The 14806-nt window shown below is 72.6% G+C and carries 14 protein-coding genes and 2 pseudogenes; 7 read left to right on the forward strand and 9 right to left on the reverse strand.

The annotated features are described in order from the left end of the window. The first annotated feature begins 49 nt into the window (after positions 1-49). The 3 genes from ACF07N_RS30420 to ACF07N_RS30430 all read left to right on the forward strand — a co-directional run bounded on the left by ACF07N_RS30420 (position 50) and on the right by ACF07N_RS30430 (position 1503). A complete protein-coding gene (locus ACF07N_RS30420) occupies positions 50-490 on the forward strand; it encodes a VOC family protein (RefSeq protein WP_392118987.1) in 441 nt (146 codons plus the stop codon). Between the two features lie 67 nt (positions 491-557). Then, on the forward strand, positions 558-734 hold the full coding sequence (locus ACF07N_RS30425; protein WP_392118990.1) for a hypothetical protein: 177 nt from the start codon (positions 558-560) through the stop codon (positions 732-734). Positions 735-948: 214 nt separating this feature from the next. Then, complete coding sequence (locus ACF07N_RS30430; protein WP_392118993.1) at positions 949-1503, forward strand: hypothetical protein; 555 nt, start codon at positions 949-951, stop codon at positions 1501-1503. Positions 1504-1582: 79 nt separating this feature from the next. Here the strand turns inward: ACF07N_RS30430 and ACF07N_RS30435 are convergent, their stop codons facing one another. The 5 genes and pseudogenes from ACF07N_RS30435 to ACF07N_RS30455 all read right to left on the reverse strand — a co-directional run bounded on the left by ACF07N_RS30435 (position 1583) and on the right by ACF07N_RS30455 (position 5592). Beyond that, a complete protein-coding gene (locus tag ACF07N_RS30435) occupies positions 1583-1852 on the reverse strand; it encodes a hypothetical protein (RefSeq protein WP_383326321.1) in 270 nt (89 codons plus the stop codon). 163 nt (positions 1853-2015) lie between these two features. Further along, a pseudogene (locus ACF07N_RS30440) lies at positions 2016-2572 on the reverse strand (hypothetical protein). A gap of 278 nt (positions 2573-2850) precedes the next feature. Then, on the reverse strand, positions 2851-3570 hold the full coding sequence (locus ACF07N_RS30445) for a VanZ family protein (protein WP_392118996.1): 720 nt from the start codon (positions 3568-3570) through the stop codon (positions 2851-2853). Between the two features lie 173 nt (positions 3571-3743). Continuing rightward, positions 3744-4904 (reverse strand): sensor histidine kinase, encoded by a 1161-nt coding sequence (locus ACF07N_RS30450; protein WP_392118999.1) that lies wholly within the window; start codon positions 4902-4904, stop codon positions 3744-3746. Further along, entirely contained in the window at positions 4897-5592 is a 696-nt protein-coding gene (locus tag ACF07N_RS30455) for a response regulator transcription factor (RefSeq protein WP_392119001.1), read from the reverse strand. Before ACF07N_RS30455 ends, ACF07N_RS30450 begins: the two co-directional genes overlap by 8 nt. An 86-nt stretch (positions 5593-5678) precedes the next feature. On the opposite strand from ACF07N_RS30455, the pseudogene ACF07N_RS30460 reads away from it, so the two are divergent. Next, a pseudogene (locus ACF07N_RS30460) lies at positions 5679-6287 on the forward strand (peptidoglycan bridge formation glycyltransferase FemA/FemB family protein); the annotation flags it as partial. On the opposite strand, the gene ACF07N_RS30465 reads toward ACF07N_RS30460, so the two are convergent. After that, complete coding sequence (locus ACF07N_RS30465) at positions 6281-6961, reverse strand: NAD(P)H oxidoreductase (protein ID WP_392119004.1); 681 nt, start codon at positions 6959-6961, stop codon at positions 6281-6283. The pseudogene ACF07N_RS30460 and the gene ACF07N_RS30465 overlap by 7 nt on opposite strands. Before the next feature lie 104 nt (positions 6962-7065). On the opposite strand from ACF07N_RS30465, the gene ACF07N_RS30470 reads away from it, so the two are divergent. Then, positions 7066-8094, forward strand: a complete 1029-nt coding sequence (locus tag ACF07N_RS30470; RefSeq protein WP_392119007.1) for an AraC family transcriptional regulator — start codon at positions 7066-7068, stop codon at positions 8092-8094. A 244-nt stretch (positions 8095-8338) separates the two neighbouring features. Beyond that, the gene (locus tag ACF07N_RS30475) at positions 8339-10261 is read left to right on the forward strand and encodes a lectin (RefSeq protein ID WP_392119010.1); all 1923 of its coding nucleotides are present in this window, start codon (positions 8339-8341) and stop codon (positions 10259-10261) included. A gap of 231 nt (positions 10262-10492) precedes the next feature. On the opposite strand, the gene ACF07N_RS30480 is transcribed toward ACF07N_RS30475, so the two are convergent. Beyond that, entirely contained in the window at positions 10493-11068 is a 576-nt protein-coding gene (locus ACF07N_RS30480) for an AAA family ATPase (protein WP_392119013.1), read from the reverse strand. Between the two features lie 399 nt (positions 11069-11467). Here ACF07N_RS30480 and ACF07N_RS30485 point away from each other — a divergent pair, with 399 nt between their 5' ends. Continuing rightward, positions 11468-12004 carry a Dps family protein gene (locus ACF07N_RS30485; RefSeq protein ID WP_383326927.1) on the forward strand — a complete coding sequence of 179 codons (537 nt, stop codon included), beginning with the start codon at positions 11468-11470 and terminating at the stop codon, positions 12002-12004. A 32-nt stretch (positions 12005-12036) separates the two neighbouring features. Here ACF07N_RS30485 and ACF07N_RS30490 read toward each other — a convergent pair whose 3' ends face one another. After that, positions 12037-13545 carry a cryptochrome/photolyase family protein gene (locus ACF07N_RS30490; RefSeq protein WP_392119016.1) on the reverse strand — a complete coding sequence of 503 codons (1509 nt, stop codon included), beginning with the start codon at positions 13543-13545 and terminating at the stop codon, positions 12037-12039. Between the two features lie 192 nt (positions 13546-13737). Then, on the reverse strand, positions 13738-14754 hold the full coding sequence (locus ACF07N_RS30495) for an NADP-dependent oxidoreductase (protein ID WP_392119018.1): 1017 nt from the start codon (positions 14752-14754) through the stop codon (positions 13738-13740). Between the last annotated feature and the right edge of the window lie 52 nt (positions 14755-14806).

Consider the following 14806-nt stretch of genomic DNA (forward strand, 5'->3'; position numbering starts at 1 on the left):
TCCCCCGACCGGGTCGTTCGGGCGGGTCCTGGCCGGGAACTCGGGGGCCATGACCGACGACGCACGCAGTATCCGGCTGGTGCAGACCGTGCTCGACAGCACCGACGCCCGCGGACTCGCCGAGTTCTACCGGTCCCTGCTGGGCCTCGCCTACGCGGAGGGGCACGAGCCTCCTCCGCCGGGCCGGCCGGACGAGCGCGGCAGGGACTGGCTCGTGCTGCGTGACCCCGACGGCGGACCGCAGCTCGCCTTCCAGCAGGTGGAGCGCCTGCGCGAGCCGGAGTGGCCCGACGGCCCGGTGCCCCAGCAGATGCACCTCGATCTGAGCGTCGCCTCGCTGGAGGAGCTGCGGCGCCAGCACGAGCGCGTGCTAGCCCTCGGCGGCGGTCTGCTCGACAACCGCGACCGGCCGGATCCCGACGACGAGGAGCGCTTCCGCGTCTACCGGGACCCCGAGGGCCATCCGTTCTGCGTCTTCGTCGCCGAGTGAGAAGGGCGGGCGGGAGCATCGCGCGTCCCGCCTCCCTGAGAGCGTACGTTCGTACATTCCCCGGTACATGCCGATGACCTGTCACTTCAACGGCATGGACGACCTGCTGCGCGAGGCCTTCGGCCGCTTCACCGACCGCATCGTCGCCGTCTTCGACGCCCACCTGATGGCCCCGAAGAGGCCCAGATGGCGGTGGCCGACCTTCGTCGCCCGGATCACCGCGACCGGCGGCCGGAGCCGCTGACCAGCGCGCCGGTGGGCGCCTCGGCGCCCGCGGGTCGGTCCGCGTCGGCGTAGGGTTCGGTGGCGCCGTCGGCTTCCGCGGTGTTTCCAGGAGCAGTGGATCATCGTCGGCGGCAGGCCGGCCGGGCAGTGGGTGTGGGGAAAGAATGGTTCCGTCAGCAGGGGAGAGGCCCGAGTCTTCCGCTCCGGGCAGGCGCGCTCGCGGCAGGCGCGGCGTGGTCGTGGGGCTGGTCTGCGCCGCGGCCGCCGGCGGTGTGGCCGCCTTCTTCCTCCTCGGGGACGACTACGCGGACGGTCACCGGGTCGGCAGGGCGCTCGACGGTGACATCCAGGCCGGATTCGAGGTGACGAGCCCCCATGCGCAGGTCGGCAAGGAGTACTGGGTCGCGCTGCCCACGGCCGACAACGTCTCCGACCAGCCTCTGACACTGCTGCGCGGAGAAATCACGCAGGTCCCGGAGGGGCTCGACATCGTCGGCTACAAAGCCATCAGCCACGAGGACACCGGAGGACACCCGCTGAGCGCCTCCCCGGTCGAGGGCTCACCGGGCGTACCGAACCTCACCGCACTGCCCGATCACTCCGGGCGGCCGTCCCTGATACCGGCGCACGAACCCGGTGACGTCTTCTGGGCGGCCCGGGTCCGCGTGACGGGAATGGTCACCGGCGATCTGACCGGGTGCCGCTACTACTACCGGCAGGAGGGCGCCGAGTACCGGCAGGACCTGGCCTGCACCTCCACGATCCGCGTCGGGCGGCCCCTGGACTGACACCGGACGCGTCTCTCGCCCACGCGCGGCCCGCCCCGCGACGGACGGGCGGGCCGCTCCTGGTGGCGGTGCGGGGCGGTTACTCGCCGGTGCGGGTGACGCCGAACATCAGGGTGCGGCGGGAGACGTCGTAGTGCACCGTTTCCGTGTTCTCCAGCAGGTCCTGAAGAACGTCGGCGTCCTCGGCGTCCACCGTCAGCACCTCTTCCCAGGCGCCTTCGTCCAGGACCAGCTGCAGGGTGAAGGTGCCCCGCCGGCCGGGCTCCCCGGCCACCCAGCTGAACTGGTAGTGGTTGACCTGGCGGACCTTGATGCTGTCGTCGGTGACGGGCTGCTGAACCTTCGCCATGGGGGGACGTCCTTCTGTGTGCTCGGATGAGGAGGGCACCGGCCGCCCGGCCGGCGCCGCGCGCCAGGTACCCAGCAGGCCGGCGCGGTAACGGGCTGAAGCTGTCGGTCCGGCCGAAGGATCCGGCCATGAGGGGCAGTGCGTCCGCGTCGTCCTGGGCGCCTCAGCCGAGCGGGAGGGCGTGGCGGGCCCGCTCCCACATGCCGGGCACCTGCTCGGCGGGACGCTGCTGCTCGCCGTGCAGGGCGTTGAGGACGACCAGGCAGCCGGTCAGGGCCGGTACCGCCCACTGCGCGCACGCCAGCTGTCGCTTGGTCTTCTCCAGGTCGACGGGGTTGCGGGCGGCCTGCTCGGCGTCCTCGGGGTCGCCAGTTCCACCTTCTTGCCCAGCACGCGGGCCCAGGCGGTGGCGGCCAGGGCCGCGGCGGTGACGACGGTCTTCGCCGTCGTGGAGGCGGCCACGCCCTGCTGGGTGGCGACCCGGTGCGCGTTCACGGCGAGCAGGCCACCGCCGCCGAACAGGTGCGCGCCGATGGAGGCGGCGTTCACCGGCGTCCACTTCGCCCACCCCGACGAGGCGATGCGGTCGGCGGCCGTCTGCGTGGCAGCTTCGTCCCTGGCGGCGCCGTTGAGGCCGACCGCGCCCATCAGGGAACCGCCGAACCAGGCGGCCAGACCGAGGTCGTGCAGGCTGCGGATGAGAGTGTTGCGCTCGGACATGGCGGGGCTCCTCGTACGGATGATCGGGGCGGACCGGCGGCGCGCCGGTCACCCTTCACCCTCGCCCGGCTCCGTGGCGGCGGCCATCACGGCTGACCCGGACGTGTACCGCCGCCCGACCCGATCAGCCCGTCCGGCCCCCGCGCCGGACCGGTGGTTGGGCCGGATCGGTGGTCGCGCCGGACCGGTGGTTGGGCCGGATCGGTGGTCGGGTCGGACCGGTGGTTGGGCCGGATCGGTGGTCGGGTCGGACCGGTGGTCCGCCGGACGGGGGCAGGTCAGCCCGCCGGTACCGGAGCCGGCCGCCGGGTGTCGTCCGGCGTCGCGGTCCGGGCGCGCCACCAGCGGCGGGACGCCAGTGCGGCCAGCGCGGCACCGGTGGCGTTGACCAGTACGTCGTCCACGGAGGACACCCGGTCCAGGCGCAGCACGTACTGGAGGGTTTCGACCAGGACCGAGCAGCCCGCCCCGAGCGCCAGGATCCGCGGCAGCGACGTCAGCGCGGTGAACCGCATCGGCGCGAAGAAGCCCAGCGCCGCGAACACCAGCAGGTTGCCGAGGATGCCGAGCGGTCCCATGGTGACCAGGTCGGTCACCGGGACCAGGCTGAGGCGGCCGGAGACCTCCCCGGCCCGCGCGCCCGGCATCAGGATCAGCCACACCCACGGCACCGTGCCGTGCACCAGGGCGACCTCGGCGAGCGACCTGCGCACCGCCCAGGCCGGCTCGGTGCCGGCCGCCCTGCGGCGGTGGGCCAGCACCCACACCACCAGCCCGGACAGCGGCAGCAGGGCCACCATGCCGAGCATCACGCCGTTGAAGGTGTACAGCCAGGCCTGCCAGCCGCCGCCCAGGACCAGCGGCACGGACCTCACGAACAGGGGCAGTACGAACCCGGCGACCGCCGCACCGAGGATGCCCAGGCCGGCGAGCACGGTCCAGCGGAGGATCCGCCGCGGGTGACCGGCCAGGGCCGGCTGTGATGTGTTCTGACGCATGACCTCCACTGAAGACGCAGAGCTGTTGCGGCGGCGTATGCGTTTTCCGATACGCGCGCGATACACGGATCTCCCGGGCGCGGGAACCGGCCGGCGGGAGCCCCCCGACCGACCGCGCGCCGGACCGTCCGCGCGCCGGGCAGCGGCGCGACGGTGTCCGGCGCCGCGTCGCGTCACCGGTGGGGGGCAGCCCCGGGCCGTTCGGGTCCGGAGGGCGTCGGCCACGCGCGTGGTGGCGCGCCCCCGGTCTCCTGCGGGGAAGCCGCGGGCAGTTCCACCGTGACGCGGAGCCCTCCGCCGGTCCGCGGGGCGAGGGTGAGGGTTCCGTCGTGGGCGTGGGTGATCGTCTCGACGATCGCCAGGCCGAGACCGGCGCCCGCGTGGTCGTTGCGCACCCGCTCGGTGCCGCGCTGGAACGGCTCCGTGAGCGTCGGGACCAGCTCCGGGGAGACCGGCTCGCCGGTGTTCTCGACCTCGAGCAGCACCGTCCCCCGGCCGGCCCCGGTCGTCACCCGCACACTGCCCTGCTCCGGCAGATTGTGGACGATCGCGTTGTGCACGAGGTTCGTCGTCAGCTGGAGCAGGAGCGCCGGCGATCCGAGCGCGAGGGCGACGTCGCCGTCGGTCTCGAGGGTGACGCCGTGCTTCTCCGCGAGCGGGAGGAGCGTCTCGGTGGCTTCTTCCGCGACCAGGGACAGGTCGACGCGTTCTCGCGCGAAGGACCGTCCGCCGGCGCGGCTGAGGAGCAGCAGTGCCTCGGTGAGGTCGATGGCCCGCGTGTTGACGGCGTGGAGGCGGTCGATCAGCGGGTCGGTGGCACGTGCGGGATCGGCGCGGGCCACCTCGAGCAGCGACTTCGACACCGACAGTGGGGTGCGCAGTTCGTGGGAGGCGTTCGCCGCGAATCTCTGCTGTGCGGCGACGTGGGCTTCGAGCCGCGCGAGCATCGTGTCGAAGGCGTCGGCGAGTTCGCGGAACTCGTCCTGGCGGCCCGGCAGCCGGATGCGGTGGGAGAGCGATCCGCCGGCCGCCGTACGGGTGGCCTGTGTGATGCGGTCCAGCGGGGCGAGCATGCGCCCCGCGAGGATCCATCCGCCGAGCAGGCCGAAGACCAGCAGGAACACCATGACGGCGGCCGCCGTTGGGGCGAAGCCGCGGACGAAGGTGGTGCCCGGCGTCGCCTGCCACGCGCCCTCCGCGTTGGTCTGCAGCCACCCGAGGCGCAGGAGGAACACCCCGATGGCCAGAAGCAGCAGGGCGCCCGCGAGCATGAGGAACCCGGCGTAGCTGAGGGTGAGCTTGAGACGGACGCTCAGGCCGGGTGCCCTATCCATGGTCCGTTCCCTCACGTTCCGTGCCGGGTGGTGCGGCGATGCGGTAGCCGACGCCGGGTACCGTGGCGATGAGCCCCGGTTCGCCGAGCCGCTTGCGCAGCGCGGAGACGGTGATGCGCACGGCGTTGGTGAACGGGTCGGCGTTGACGTCCCACGCGCGTTCCAGGAGTTCCTCGGCGCTGACGACACCGCCTTCCGCGGCGACGAGTACTTCGAGCACCGCGAACTGTTTGCGGGTGAGCGCCACGTACCGGCCGTCCCGGTGGACCTCTCTGCGGAACGGGTCCAGGCGCAGGCCCGCGATCTCCCGCACGGGCGGCCTGGCGTACGCACGCCGGCGGTCCAGTGCGCGCAGCCGGAGCACCAGCTCCCGCATCTCGAAGGGTTTCGTGAGGTAGTCGTCGGCGCCGAGACCGAATCCGGAGGCCTTGTCGTCGAGACGGTCGGCCGCGGTGAGCATGAGGATCGGCATGCCGCTTCCCGAGGCCACGATGCGTGCGGCGATCTCGTCACCGGAGGGCCCGGGGACATCCCGGTCGAGGACGGCGATGTCGTACGTGTTGACGCCCAGCATCTCCAGTGCGGTGTGGCCGTCACCCGCCGTGTCGGCCGCGATCGCCTCCAGACGCAGGCCGTCGCGGATGGCCTCCGCCAAGTAGGGCTCGTCCTCGACGATCAGCACACGCATGGCGCCGATCCTACGAGCCGGCGTATATCGCCGGCGTATCGGAAACCGCATACGCGCGGGCTGCACCGCGCTGTTTGACTCGGCGCATGTCCTACAGCGAACCAGCGAGAACAGCAGCTCAGAGCCGGGGGTGCCGCGTGACCGCGGGCGGCGGCCTCACCGTCCGGCCGATCGACGCCGCCGAGCACCTGGCGTTCGTGCGGGCGCAGCGGTCGGTCAGCTTCCTGCAGACCCCGGCCTGGGGCCGGGTCAAGACGGAGTGGCGCAGCGAGTCCCTCGGCTGGTTCGACGGCCGGCGCCTGGTCGGTGCCGGACTCGTGCTGCACCGGCCGGTGCCCCGGCTCGACCGCTTCACCCTGGCCTATCTGCCCGAAGGGCCCGTCATCGACTGGACCGGCGAGATCGGCGCGTGGCTCGATCCGCTGGCGGACCGGCTCAAGGCACACGGAGCGTTCGCGGTCCGGCTCGGCCCGCCGGTGCGCACGCACACCTGGAGCGCCGCCCAGGTCAAGGAGGGTTTGGCCGCCCCGGGGGTCCGGCGCCTCACCGACCTGCCCAGCCGGTGGACCGACCCGGTCGGCGCCCGCGTGGCCCGCGGGCTCGCACAGGCCGGCTGGCTCCCGCAGAGCCCCGAGGACGGCTTCGGGGTCGGGCATCCGCAGTTCGAGTACGAGATCCCGCCGGACGGTCAGAGCGCCGCGGGCTCCTCGGCGAGGAACTTCTCGACGAACTCCTCCGCGCGACGGTCGAACTCGGCGTACTGCGCGGCCCGTTCGGCGCCCGCCACCGCTTCGCCGATCAGCAGGTTCCCCTCCGGGTCGACGCGCTGCGGGCGCTCTTCGGCGTCGGTGAGGAGGCCGACGGTCGAGTGGGAGAAGCCGCAGTAGAAGGCGATGCCCTCGCTCAGGCCGGTCTCCAGGACCCGCTGCATCCCCTCCACGACCGGGTCGTCGGAGGGGGCGCCGGCCAGGCCGAGCCACAGGATGCGCTTGCCGGCCAGGCGGGGCCTGCTGCGGCCGTAGGCGAACCCGTAGTTCCACACGCGGTCGATCCAGCCCTTGAGGAGGGCGGGCACGCTCTGCCAGTACACCGGGAAGACGGCCACGATGGCGTCCGCGTCGAGGATGCGCCGCATGTGGGCGTGCGTCTCCTCCGAGTACCGCTTCTCCCGGTTGCCCCAGTCCGGCTGGTCCGCCACGTTCATGCGCGGGTCGAACCCCTCGGCGTGCAGGTCGAGCAGGGCCACGCGGTAGCCGGCGGCCTCGAGCCGGGCGGCGGCGCGGCGGGCGGTGTGTGCGGTGAGCGAGTCGGTGCGGTGGTGCGCGACGACGACGAGGGCTGTCCCGGCATGGCTGTCCTGCTGTGTCACGGTGTCTCCCGGCTGGTCTCGGTCAGTGCGACCCGTCCAGTACAGCCGCAGCGCCCTGGATGATCCATGGGAGAAACGCTCCAGAACATAGGCGATCGTCTACGGTGGTACCCGTGGATCCTCTGAGTTCGCTCCTGAGCGGCATCCGGGCCGAGGGCTCGGTCGTCACCCATGCCGTACTGGCACAGCCGTGGACCATCCGCTTCACCGACGCCGCGCCGCTCACCATGATCAGCGTCCTGCGCGGCGGCGGCACCCTGCTGCTCCCCGACGGCACCGAACGCGCGGTCGGCGCGGGCGACACGGCCGTCGTGCGCGGCCCCGAGCCGTTCCACCTCGCGGACGATCCCGCCACCGTGCACATCCCTCATGCCGCCTACGAGATCGCCTGCTTCACGGACGCCGCGTGCACCGCCGAGGAGCTCGGCGGTATCCGCTGGGGCGCCGACTCGAAGGAGGCGACCGCGTTGATCGTGGGCGCCTACCGTGCCTCGGGCCATCGCCACGAACGGCTGCTGCGCGCTCTGCCGCCCGTGCTGGTGGTCGAGGAGGACGCCGAGGTGTGTGCCTGGCTGGAGACGGTGGCAGCCGACGCCGCCCGCCAGTCGGCCGGATCGCAGGCGCTGATGGACCGGCTCCTGGACTGGGCCCTGGTGTGCACGTTGCGCAGCTGGTTCGACGGGGCGGGTGCCGACGCGCCGAGTTGGTACCGGGGTCTCGCCGACCCGGTCCTCGCGCCGGCCCTGCAGTCCTTCCACGACCGGCCCGACCAGGCCTGGACGGTGGCCTCCCTGGCCGCCCGGTCCGGTGTGTCCCGGGCGCTGTTCGCCAAGCGCTTCACCCGGCTGATGGGCCGCCCGCCGCTCGCCTACCTCACCGAGTGCCGCCTGGACGAGGCAGCGGCCCTGCTGGCCGACACCGACCTGAACATCGCTCAGATCGCCCGGTCCGTCGGCTACGCCGACGCCTTCGGTTTCAGTGCCGCGTTCAAACGCCACAAGGGCCTGAGTCCGAGCAGGTTCCGTGCCGCGGTGGCTTCGGCGGCGTCGGCACCGAGCGTGGCGTCGGCACCGAGCGTGGCGTCGGCACCCAGCGCGGCGTCGGCGGATCCGGCCGCGCTCCGGCCGGGTTAGCCGGGCCCGGGGCGGCCGGGCCGAGGGGAGGCGCGGTCGGAATCCGCGCCAAGTGTTGACGGGTTCATGTCGCGTCCGTTTAATCAGACCTTAAGTTAAGGCAGTTGACCGTTGTCGGCTGCTGCGCCCGCCCCTCCTCTCGCCTTGACGGACCAGTGCCCGCCCGTCCCGCGGAGCCCGCGGTTCCCGGGCGCTCCGCGGTACGCGCCCGTGAAGGCGAGGCCCCCCACAGAGAGGTCACGTCATGACGCTGCTCCGCAGACTTCCGCTCGGGCGCGGAACACCTCCGGCCCCCCGCAGGCCCGGCGCCGCGACAGCCGCGGGGCTCCTGGCCCTCGCTCTGGCCGCAGGACTCGGCCTGGCCCCTCCGGCCGCGGCGGCGGGGGAGCGCGTCGACGTCTGGCTCACTACGACGTCGGACTCCGCCGGCCGCAACGTCACCCGCGGACTCGCACAGCAGACACCCCTGAACTTCGGCTCGCCCGGCGGCGGCGCCGACCAGACGATCAACGTCGACGAGGCCACGACCTACCAGCAGTTCGAAGGCGGCGGCGCGTCCATCACGGACACCACCGCCCACCTGCTGCGCGGCGGCGCGATCAGCGCTTCCACCCGCGACACCGTGATGCGCCGCCTGTTCTCCCCCACCGAGGGCATCGGCCTGTCCTTCGTCCGCAACCCCATCGGGGCCTCGGACCTGTCCCGGCCCGGCCACGTCTCCCTCGACGACACCTGCTGCGACCTCGGCGACTTCGGCGCCAACGGCTACGACACCGGCGTCCGCCTGCTGACCGTGCAGGCCAAGCAGCTCAACCCCGCGCTGCGCGTCAAAGGCGTGCCGTGGAGCGCGCCGGGCTGGATGAAGGACAACGGGCGCATGGACCAGATGGGCTGGCTGAAGTGGGAGTACTACCCCCTGTACGCCCAGTACCTGGTGAAGTACATCCAGAGCTACCAGGCGGCCGGCGTCGACATCGACTACCTGTCGGTGCAGAACGAGCCGAACTGCTGCCAGGCGGGCAACCCCACCGCCATGGACTACCCGGGGATGAACTGGAACGCCTCCGGCCTGATCGAGTTCACGAAGAACCACGTGTACCCGGCGTTCCGCGCGGCCGGCATCGACACCAAGGTCCTGGTCCACGACTGGAACTACGGCGACTACCAGGCCATCGGAGCCCCCGTCCTGGCGGACGCCGGCGTGCGCAACGACCCCCTCTTCGGCGGCATCGCATGGCACGGCTACGCCGGTGACCCCGCCGTGGGCAGCCAGGTGCATGCCCAGTACCCGGACGTGCGGCAGTTCAGCACCGAGCACTCCGGCGGCACCTGGATCGGGAACCAGCACAACGAAGACCTCGCGGACATCATCAACTACGCCCGCAACTGGAGCGGCAGCCTGGTCAAGTGGAGCCTGGCCCTGAACCAGAACATGGGCCCCCACAACGGCGGATGCGGCACCTGCACGGGCCTGATCACCGTCCAGGAGGGCGGGCCGCGCGCGGGGCAGGTGGACTACACCGTCGAGTACTACACCACCGGCCACCTGACCAAGTTCGTCCGGCCCGGCGCCCACCGCATCGCCTCCACCGCGGGCAGCGCCGTGCCCAACGTCGCCTGGCGCAACCCGGACGGCTCCAAGGCGCTCATCGCGCACAACGGCAGTGCGTCGGCCCGGTCCGTGCGCGTCGACTGGGGAGGCCAGTCGTTCCACTACACGCTGCCCGCCCGCACCACCGCCACCTTCACCTGGTCCGGCACACCGTCGGGCAACCCGGGCGGCGCGACCGGCAGCCTCGTGGGACTCGCCGGGAAGTGCCTGGACGTCGCCGGCGGCGGCACGGCCGACGGCACGCCGGTCCAGCTGTACACGTGCAACGGCTCCTCGGCGCAGCGCTGGACGGTCGGCTCGGACGGCACCGTCCGCGCACTCGGCAAGTGCCTCGACGTCAGCGGGGCCTCGACGGCCGACGGGGCCAGGGTGCAGCTCTACGGCTGCAACGGCACCTCGGCGCAACAGTGGTCCTACAACTCCGCCACCCACGACGTGGTCAACACCGGAGCGGACAAGTGCCTGGACATCACGGGCAACAACTCCGCGGACGGCACTCCCGCCCAGATCTGGACGTGCACCGGCGGGGCGAACCAGAAGTGGACGCTGAACTGAGTGGACGACGAGCGTGCTGCCCTCCCGCGCGGTGAAGGGCAGCAGCCCGTCGGTGAGGTCCCGCGTCCGCAGCGCCGGTTCCGCCTGGACGGCCGCCACAAGGTGCACGCTGCGGGCGACGCGTACCTGCTCGACGGTCACGCCGGACAGGATGGCCGCAGGCCGGCCACGGGCTTCCGAGCGCGCGGCCGGGGAGCCCGTGGCCGGGAAGTGCTCCTCCGGCCGGCACGGTCAGGGGACGGCGCCCTCGGTCCAGGCGCGCTTCAGGATCTCGTCGACGGTCTCGTCGACCGTCTGGTGCGAGGTGTCGAGCCAGAGCCCCGTGCGGGGCGTGCCGTCCCGGAGCACCTTGTCCAGGTCCCTGGGCTGCCAGTCGGGCCCGTAACCCGTCTTGGAGCGCTTCTCCTCGCGCTGTTCCACGATGTCCGGGTCGGGTGCCAGCACGACGACGGCCAGCGGGCGGCTCTTGATCATCTCGGTGATCTCCGTCAGGTGCTCGCCGAGCAGGACGTCCTGCAGCACGGCCGTGAACCCGGCCTGGACGTAGGCGTCGGCGCACGCGGCGGCGAGCCGGTACCGCAGCCGCAGTTGGGCGACGGCCTCGGGCGGAGCCTCCGCGGTCATGTGCACCTGGCCGTTGACGATCATGCGGCGGAACGTGTCACCGCGCACGTGCGCCGAACGCGGCAGGCGCTCGGCGAGGGCCTGTGCGACGGTCGACTTGCCCGCGGCGGAGATGCCCGAGACGACGATGACGCCGGGGCGCCGGTCGCCGTGGACGGCGGCGGGACTGGGGTTGTCGGTCATGGACGGATGGGATTCCTCTCCTGCTCCGGAAAACGGGCGCCGGACGTGGCGCCCGGGCGACGCCGGCGCCTCAGGCCCGTTCGAGGACCGGCAGGTCCATCGAGGCCGGGCACCGTGTGCAAACGTCCCAGATCCCCGGTCGGGGGACCCGGCGCATACGCAGACCGTGCCGTTCCGCCACCGACAGCGGGTGCACCTTTCCGGCCGGGCGCGCGGTGCCGGCCCGATGGCCGACGTGCAGGCGCTCTGGATGCCACGGACCGGCGCCGCTCCGTACGGCCGTCCCGAACGGGCAGGCGCCCGGATCCGGTGGTTGTCTGGCACCGAGGACGTTGTTCCGCCGGCAGGAAAGGTACGGCCGTGGCTTCTGAGCCCTCCCTCCAGTACACCGTCCCGGGCATGTCCACCCGGGACAGTTCCGAGATCATCGAGCTGCTCCAGCGGCGGCTGCACTCGCTGAACGATCTGCACCTGACGCTGAAGCACATCCACTGGAACGTCGTCGGTCCGCACTTCATCGCGGTGCACGAGATGCTCGACCCGCAGGTCGAACAGGTGAGGTCGATGACCGACGACCTCGCCGAGCGCATCTCCACCCTCGGCGGTGTCCCCCAGGGCACCCCCGGCGCACTGGTCGCCGACCGCACCTGGGACGACTATTCCATCGGAAGGGCGGAGGCCATCGAGCACCTGGGCGCCCTCGACATCGTCTACACCCGGCTCATCGAGGACCACCGCGCGGCCATGGAGGCCACGGAGACCTCGGATCCGGTCACCCAGGACATGCTCATCGAGCAGCTGCGCGGTCTCGAGCTGTTCCAGTGGTTCGTCCGCGCCCACCTGGAGAGCAGCGGCGGGCGCCTGAGCACCGCCGACGCCAGGACGGAACACGCGGCCGCCGACCAGGCCGCCGACCAGGCCCGCCGACAGCCCTAGCGGCGCGACGCGGAAGCGGCCGTCCGCCCCCGTCACGGTGCCTCGTCGCCCCGGCGGCTCTCCTGGTCCAGCACTTCGTCGAGGTCGTGGAGCCGGTCCAGGCCCTGCACCGCGCGCCGCATCCGGGGGTTGCCCGACAGGCGGTGCCGGTGCCGGTGCAGGAAGGCCCAGTAGCCGGTGGTGTACGGGCACGCGCGCGGGCCGGTGCGGTCCGTCGGGCGGAAGGCGCACCCGCCGCACAGGTCGCTCATACGGTGGATGTAGGCACCACCGGAGGTGTACGGCTTCGTGGTCATCCGGCCGCCGTCGGCGTACTGGGACATGCCGACCACGTTCGGCAGCATCACCCAGTCGTAGCCGTCGACGAAGCAGCGGTGGAACCAGTCGGTGACGGCGGCCGGGTCCCAGCCGCGCTGGAGGGCGTGGCTGCCCAGCACCATCAGGCGGGGGATGTGGTGTGTCCACCCCGTGTCACGGACCTGGGCGAGGACGTGGGCCAGACACCGGGCGGTGACCGCGTCCGCGTCGAGTTCGCTGAAGTAGGCGGGCAGGCCGCCCCGGTGCCCGAGCGCGTTGCCGTGCCGGTAGTCCTCGCCGAAGTGCCAGTACAGCTGCCAGACGTACTCCCGCCAGCCGACGACCTGCCGGACGAACCCCTCGGCGCTGTTGACGGGCACGGAACCCTCCCGCCAGGCGCGTTCGGCGTGCTCCGCGCACTCGGCGGGGTGCAGCAGACCGAGGTTCATCGAGGACGACAGCAGGCTGTGCGCCATCACCGGGTCACCGGCCAGCATCGCGTCCTCGTACGGCCCGAAGGAGGCCAGCCGGTGCGCGACGAAACGCCGCAGTGCCGACAGGGCCTCCCGCCGGGTGGCGGGGAAGCGGCGGGGACCGTCCCGGCCCACGAACCGCACCCCGTCCTCGCGTTCCCACCGGTCGAGGTCCTCGCGGACCTCCGCGTCGATGTCGTCCTCCCGGGGCCGGTACGGCCCCGGCACGTCCAGCGCGGTTGCGCCCCGAGGCGGAGGCTCGCGGTTGTCGTGGTCGTGGTTGAACCGCCCACCGGCCGGACGGCCGCCCTCCATCAGCAGGTCGTGCCGTTCGCGCACCCAGTGGTAGAAGTTCTCCTGCAGCAGCCGCCGTCCGCCGAGTCCCTCGGCCCACCCGGCGAACTCCTCGTGCGCGACCAGGAAGCCGCGGGCGGGCAGCACCCGCACGCGTGGCAGGGAACGTACCAGCCGCAGGGCGGCGTAGGACGTGGGGTGGCACACGGTCACGGCGGCGTCGCCCACCGCGTGCCGCAGACCCTCCCGGTAGGTCTCCGCCCGCACGTACGTCACCCGCTCACCCAGCTCGGCCGCACGGTGCCGCATGGCGGAGAGCACCAGATGGGCCTTGGCACGGTGGAAGCGCCTGCGCCGGAACACCGAGCGGGCCTCGATCATCAGCACGGGCGCCCCCTGGCCGGGGCCCTGCTCGCCGGACGGGGTGAGGAAGTGCGGGCCGAGCTGGTCGCCGAAGAGCCAGTGCCAGGTGGTCATGGCGGGAAGCCTTCCGTCGCGGAGGGAGATGCGTACCGGCAGAGGAGGTTTCGCCGCCCGGGGCGATCCGGATGCGCCCGAGCGCGGGTGTTCCCCTGTTCGGCTGCCGGTGAGCCGAGAGGCCCGCAGCGTGCGCGACGCCCCGGCGGCCGGCCGGTCTCCGCGGGTGCGAGGCCGCGCGGCGGGTTCGGCTCAGGCGACGGTGAGCACGATCTTGCCCTGGACGTGACCGCGGGCGGCGCGTTCGTGGGCGGCTCGTGCCTCGGCGAGCGGGAAGGTGCTGTCGAGGGCGACCCGGATGGTTCCCGCGTCGAGCAGGAGCCCCAGCCGGGCCAGTTGCGCGCCGCTGGAGCGGACCTGGCCGGTGGACACGGTGACGTCACCACCCGCCTGTGCGAGCTCTTCCTCGCCGAACTCGCCCGGCAGTACCGGGTACAGGGCGCCACCCGGCTTGAGCGTGCGCAGGAACCGCCCGCTGCCGGGGCCGCCGACGGTGTCCACGACCAGGTCCACGTCGCGCACCAGATCCTCCGGGCGGGCCCTGGTGTAGTCGATGAACCGGTCGGCGCCGAGGTCACGCAGGAACGACGCGTGCACGCCCGACGCCACGGCGATCACCCGGGCCCCCTTCCACTTCGCCAGTTGCAGCGCGAAGTGCCCGACCCCGCCGGCGGCGCCGTTGACGAGCACTGTTGTGCCGGAGCCGAGCGCCATGGGGCGGTGCGGCGTCCGCTGGAAGGGGGAGGGGTGGTCGTGTCCGACGTCGATGAGGAACTGCCACGCGGTCAGGCCGGCCATGGGGACCGCGGCGGCGTGCGCGTGGTCGAGTCCGGCGGGCTTCGGCGCGAGGTCCGCCGCGGGCGCGGCCACGTACTCGGCGTAGGCGCTGCCGTCGAAGCCGGGAAAGCGCAGGAGGCCGAAGACCTCGTCGCCGACGGAGAAGTCGCGCACGTCCGCGGCGACGGCCTCGACCACGCCGGACACGTCGGTGCCGGGAATCACCGGCAGGCTCACCGTCGCCTCCGGCCGCCCCGGCACGGTGGTCATCCCGCCGCGCAGGTACCGGTCCGGAGGATTGACACCGGCCGCGTGCACGCGGACGAGCACTTCGCCGGGCCCGGGGTCGGGTACCGGCACCTCGTCGTAGCGCAGAACCTCCGGGCCGCCGTACTGGTGCAGCCGGATCGCCCTCATGGTGGGTGTGGCCATCGTCTTCTCCCGTGCATGCCGCGGTAGAGTCTTATCCGGATCGGTGGTCCGA

This window comes from Streptomyces sp. NPDC015242, assembly GCF_043079125.1.
In the GTDB taxonomy this organism is placed as follows: Bacteria; Actinomycetota; Actinomycetes; order Streptomycetales; family Streptomycetaceae; genus Streptomyces.

What these genes read in the sequence shown, in the direction of transcription:
- ACF07N_RS30420 (WP_392118987.1), top strand. Translation starts at nt 50, where the DNA reads ATGACCGACGACGCACGCAGTATCCGGCTGGTGCAGACCGTGCTCGAC.
- ACF07N_RS30425 (WP_392118990.1), top strand. Translation starts at nt 558, where the DNA reads ATGCCGATGACCTGTCACTTCAACGGCATGGACGACCTGCTGCGCGAG.
- ACF07N_RS30435 (WP_383326321.1), bottom strand. Translation starts at nt 1,852, where the DNA reads ATGGCGAAGGTTCAGCAGCCCGTCACCGACGACAGCATCAAGGTCCGC.
- ACF07N_RS30445 (WP_392118996.1), bottom strand. Translation starts at nt 3,570, where the DNA reads ATGCGTCAGAACACATCACAGCCGGCCCTGGCCGGTCACCCGCGGCGG.
- ACF07N_RS30450 (WP_392118999.1), bottom strand. Translation starts at nt 4,904, where the DNA reads ATGGATAGGGCACCCGGCCTGAGCGTCCGTCTCAAGCTCACCCTCAGC.
- ACF07N_RS30455 (WP_392119001.1), bottom strand. Translation starts at nt 5,592, where the DNA reads ATGCGTGTGCTGATCGTCGAGGACGAGCCCTACTTGGCGGAGGCCATC.
- ACF07N_RS30475 (WP_392119010.1), top strand. Translation starts at nt 8,339, where the DNA reads ATGACGCTGCTCCGCAGACTTCCGCTCGGGCGCGGAACACCTCCGGCC.
- ACF07N_RS30480 (WP_392119013.1), bottom strand. Translation starts at nt 11,068, where the DNA reads ATGACCGACAACCCCAGTCCCGCCGCCGTCCACGGCGACCGGCGCCCC.
- ACF07N_RS30485 (WP_383326927.1), top strand. Translation starts at nt 11,468, where the DNA reads ATGTCCACCCGGGACAGTTCCGAGATCATCGAGCTGCTCCAGCGGCGG.
- ACF07N_RS30490 (WP_392119016.1), bottom strand. Translation starts at nt 13,545, where the DNA reads ATGACCACCTGGCACTGGCTCTTCGGCGACCAGCTCGGCCCGCACTTC.
- ACF07N_RS30495 (WP_392119018.1), bottom strand. Translation starts at nt 14,754, where the DNA reads ATGGCCACACCCACCATGAGGGCGATCCGGCTGCACCAGTACGGCGGC.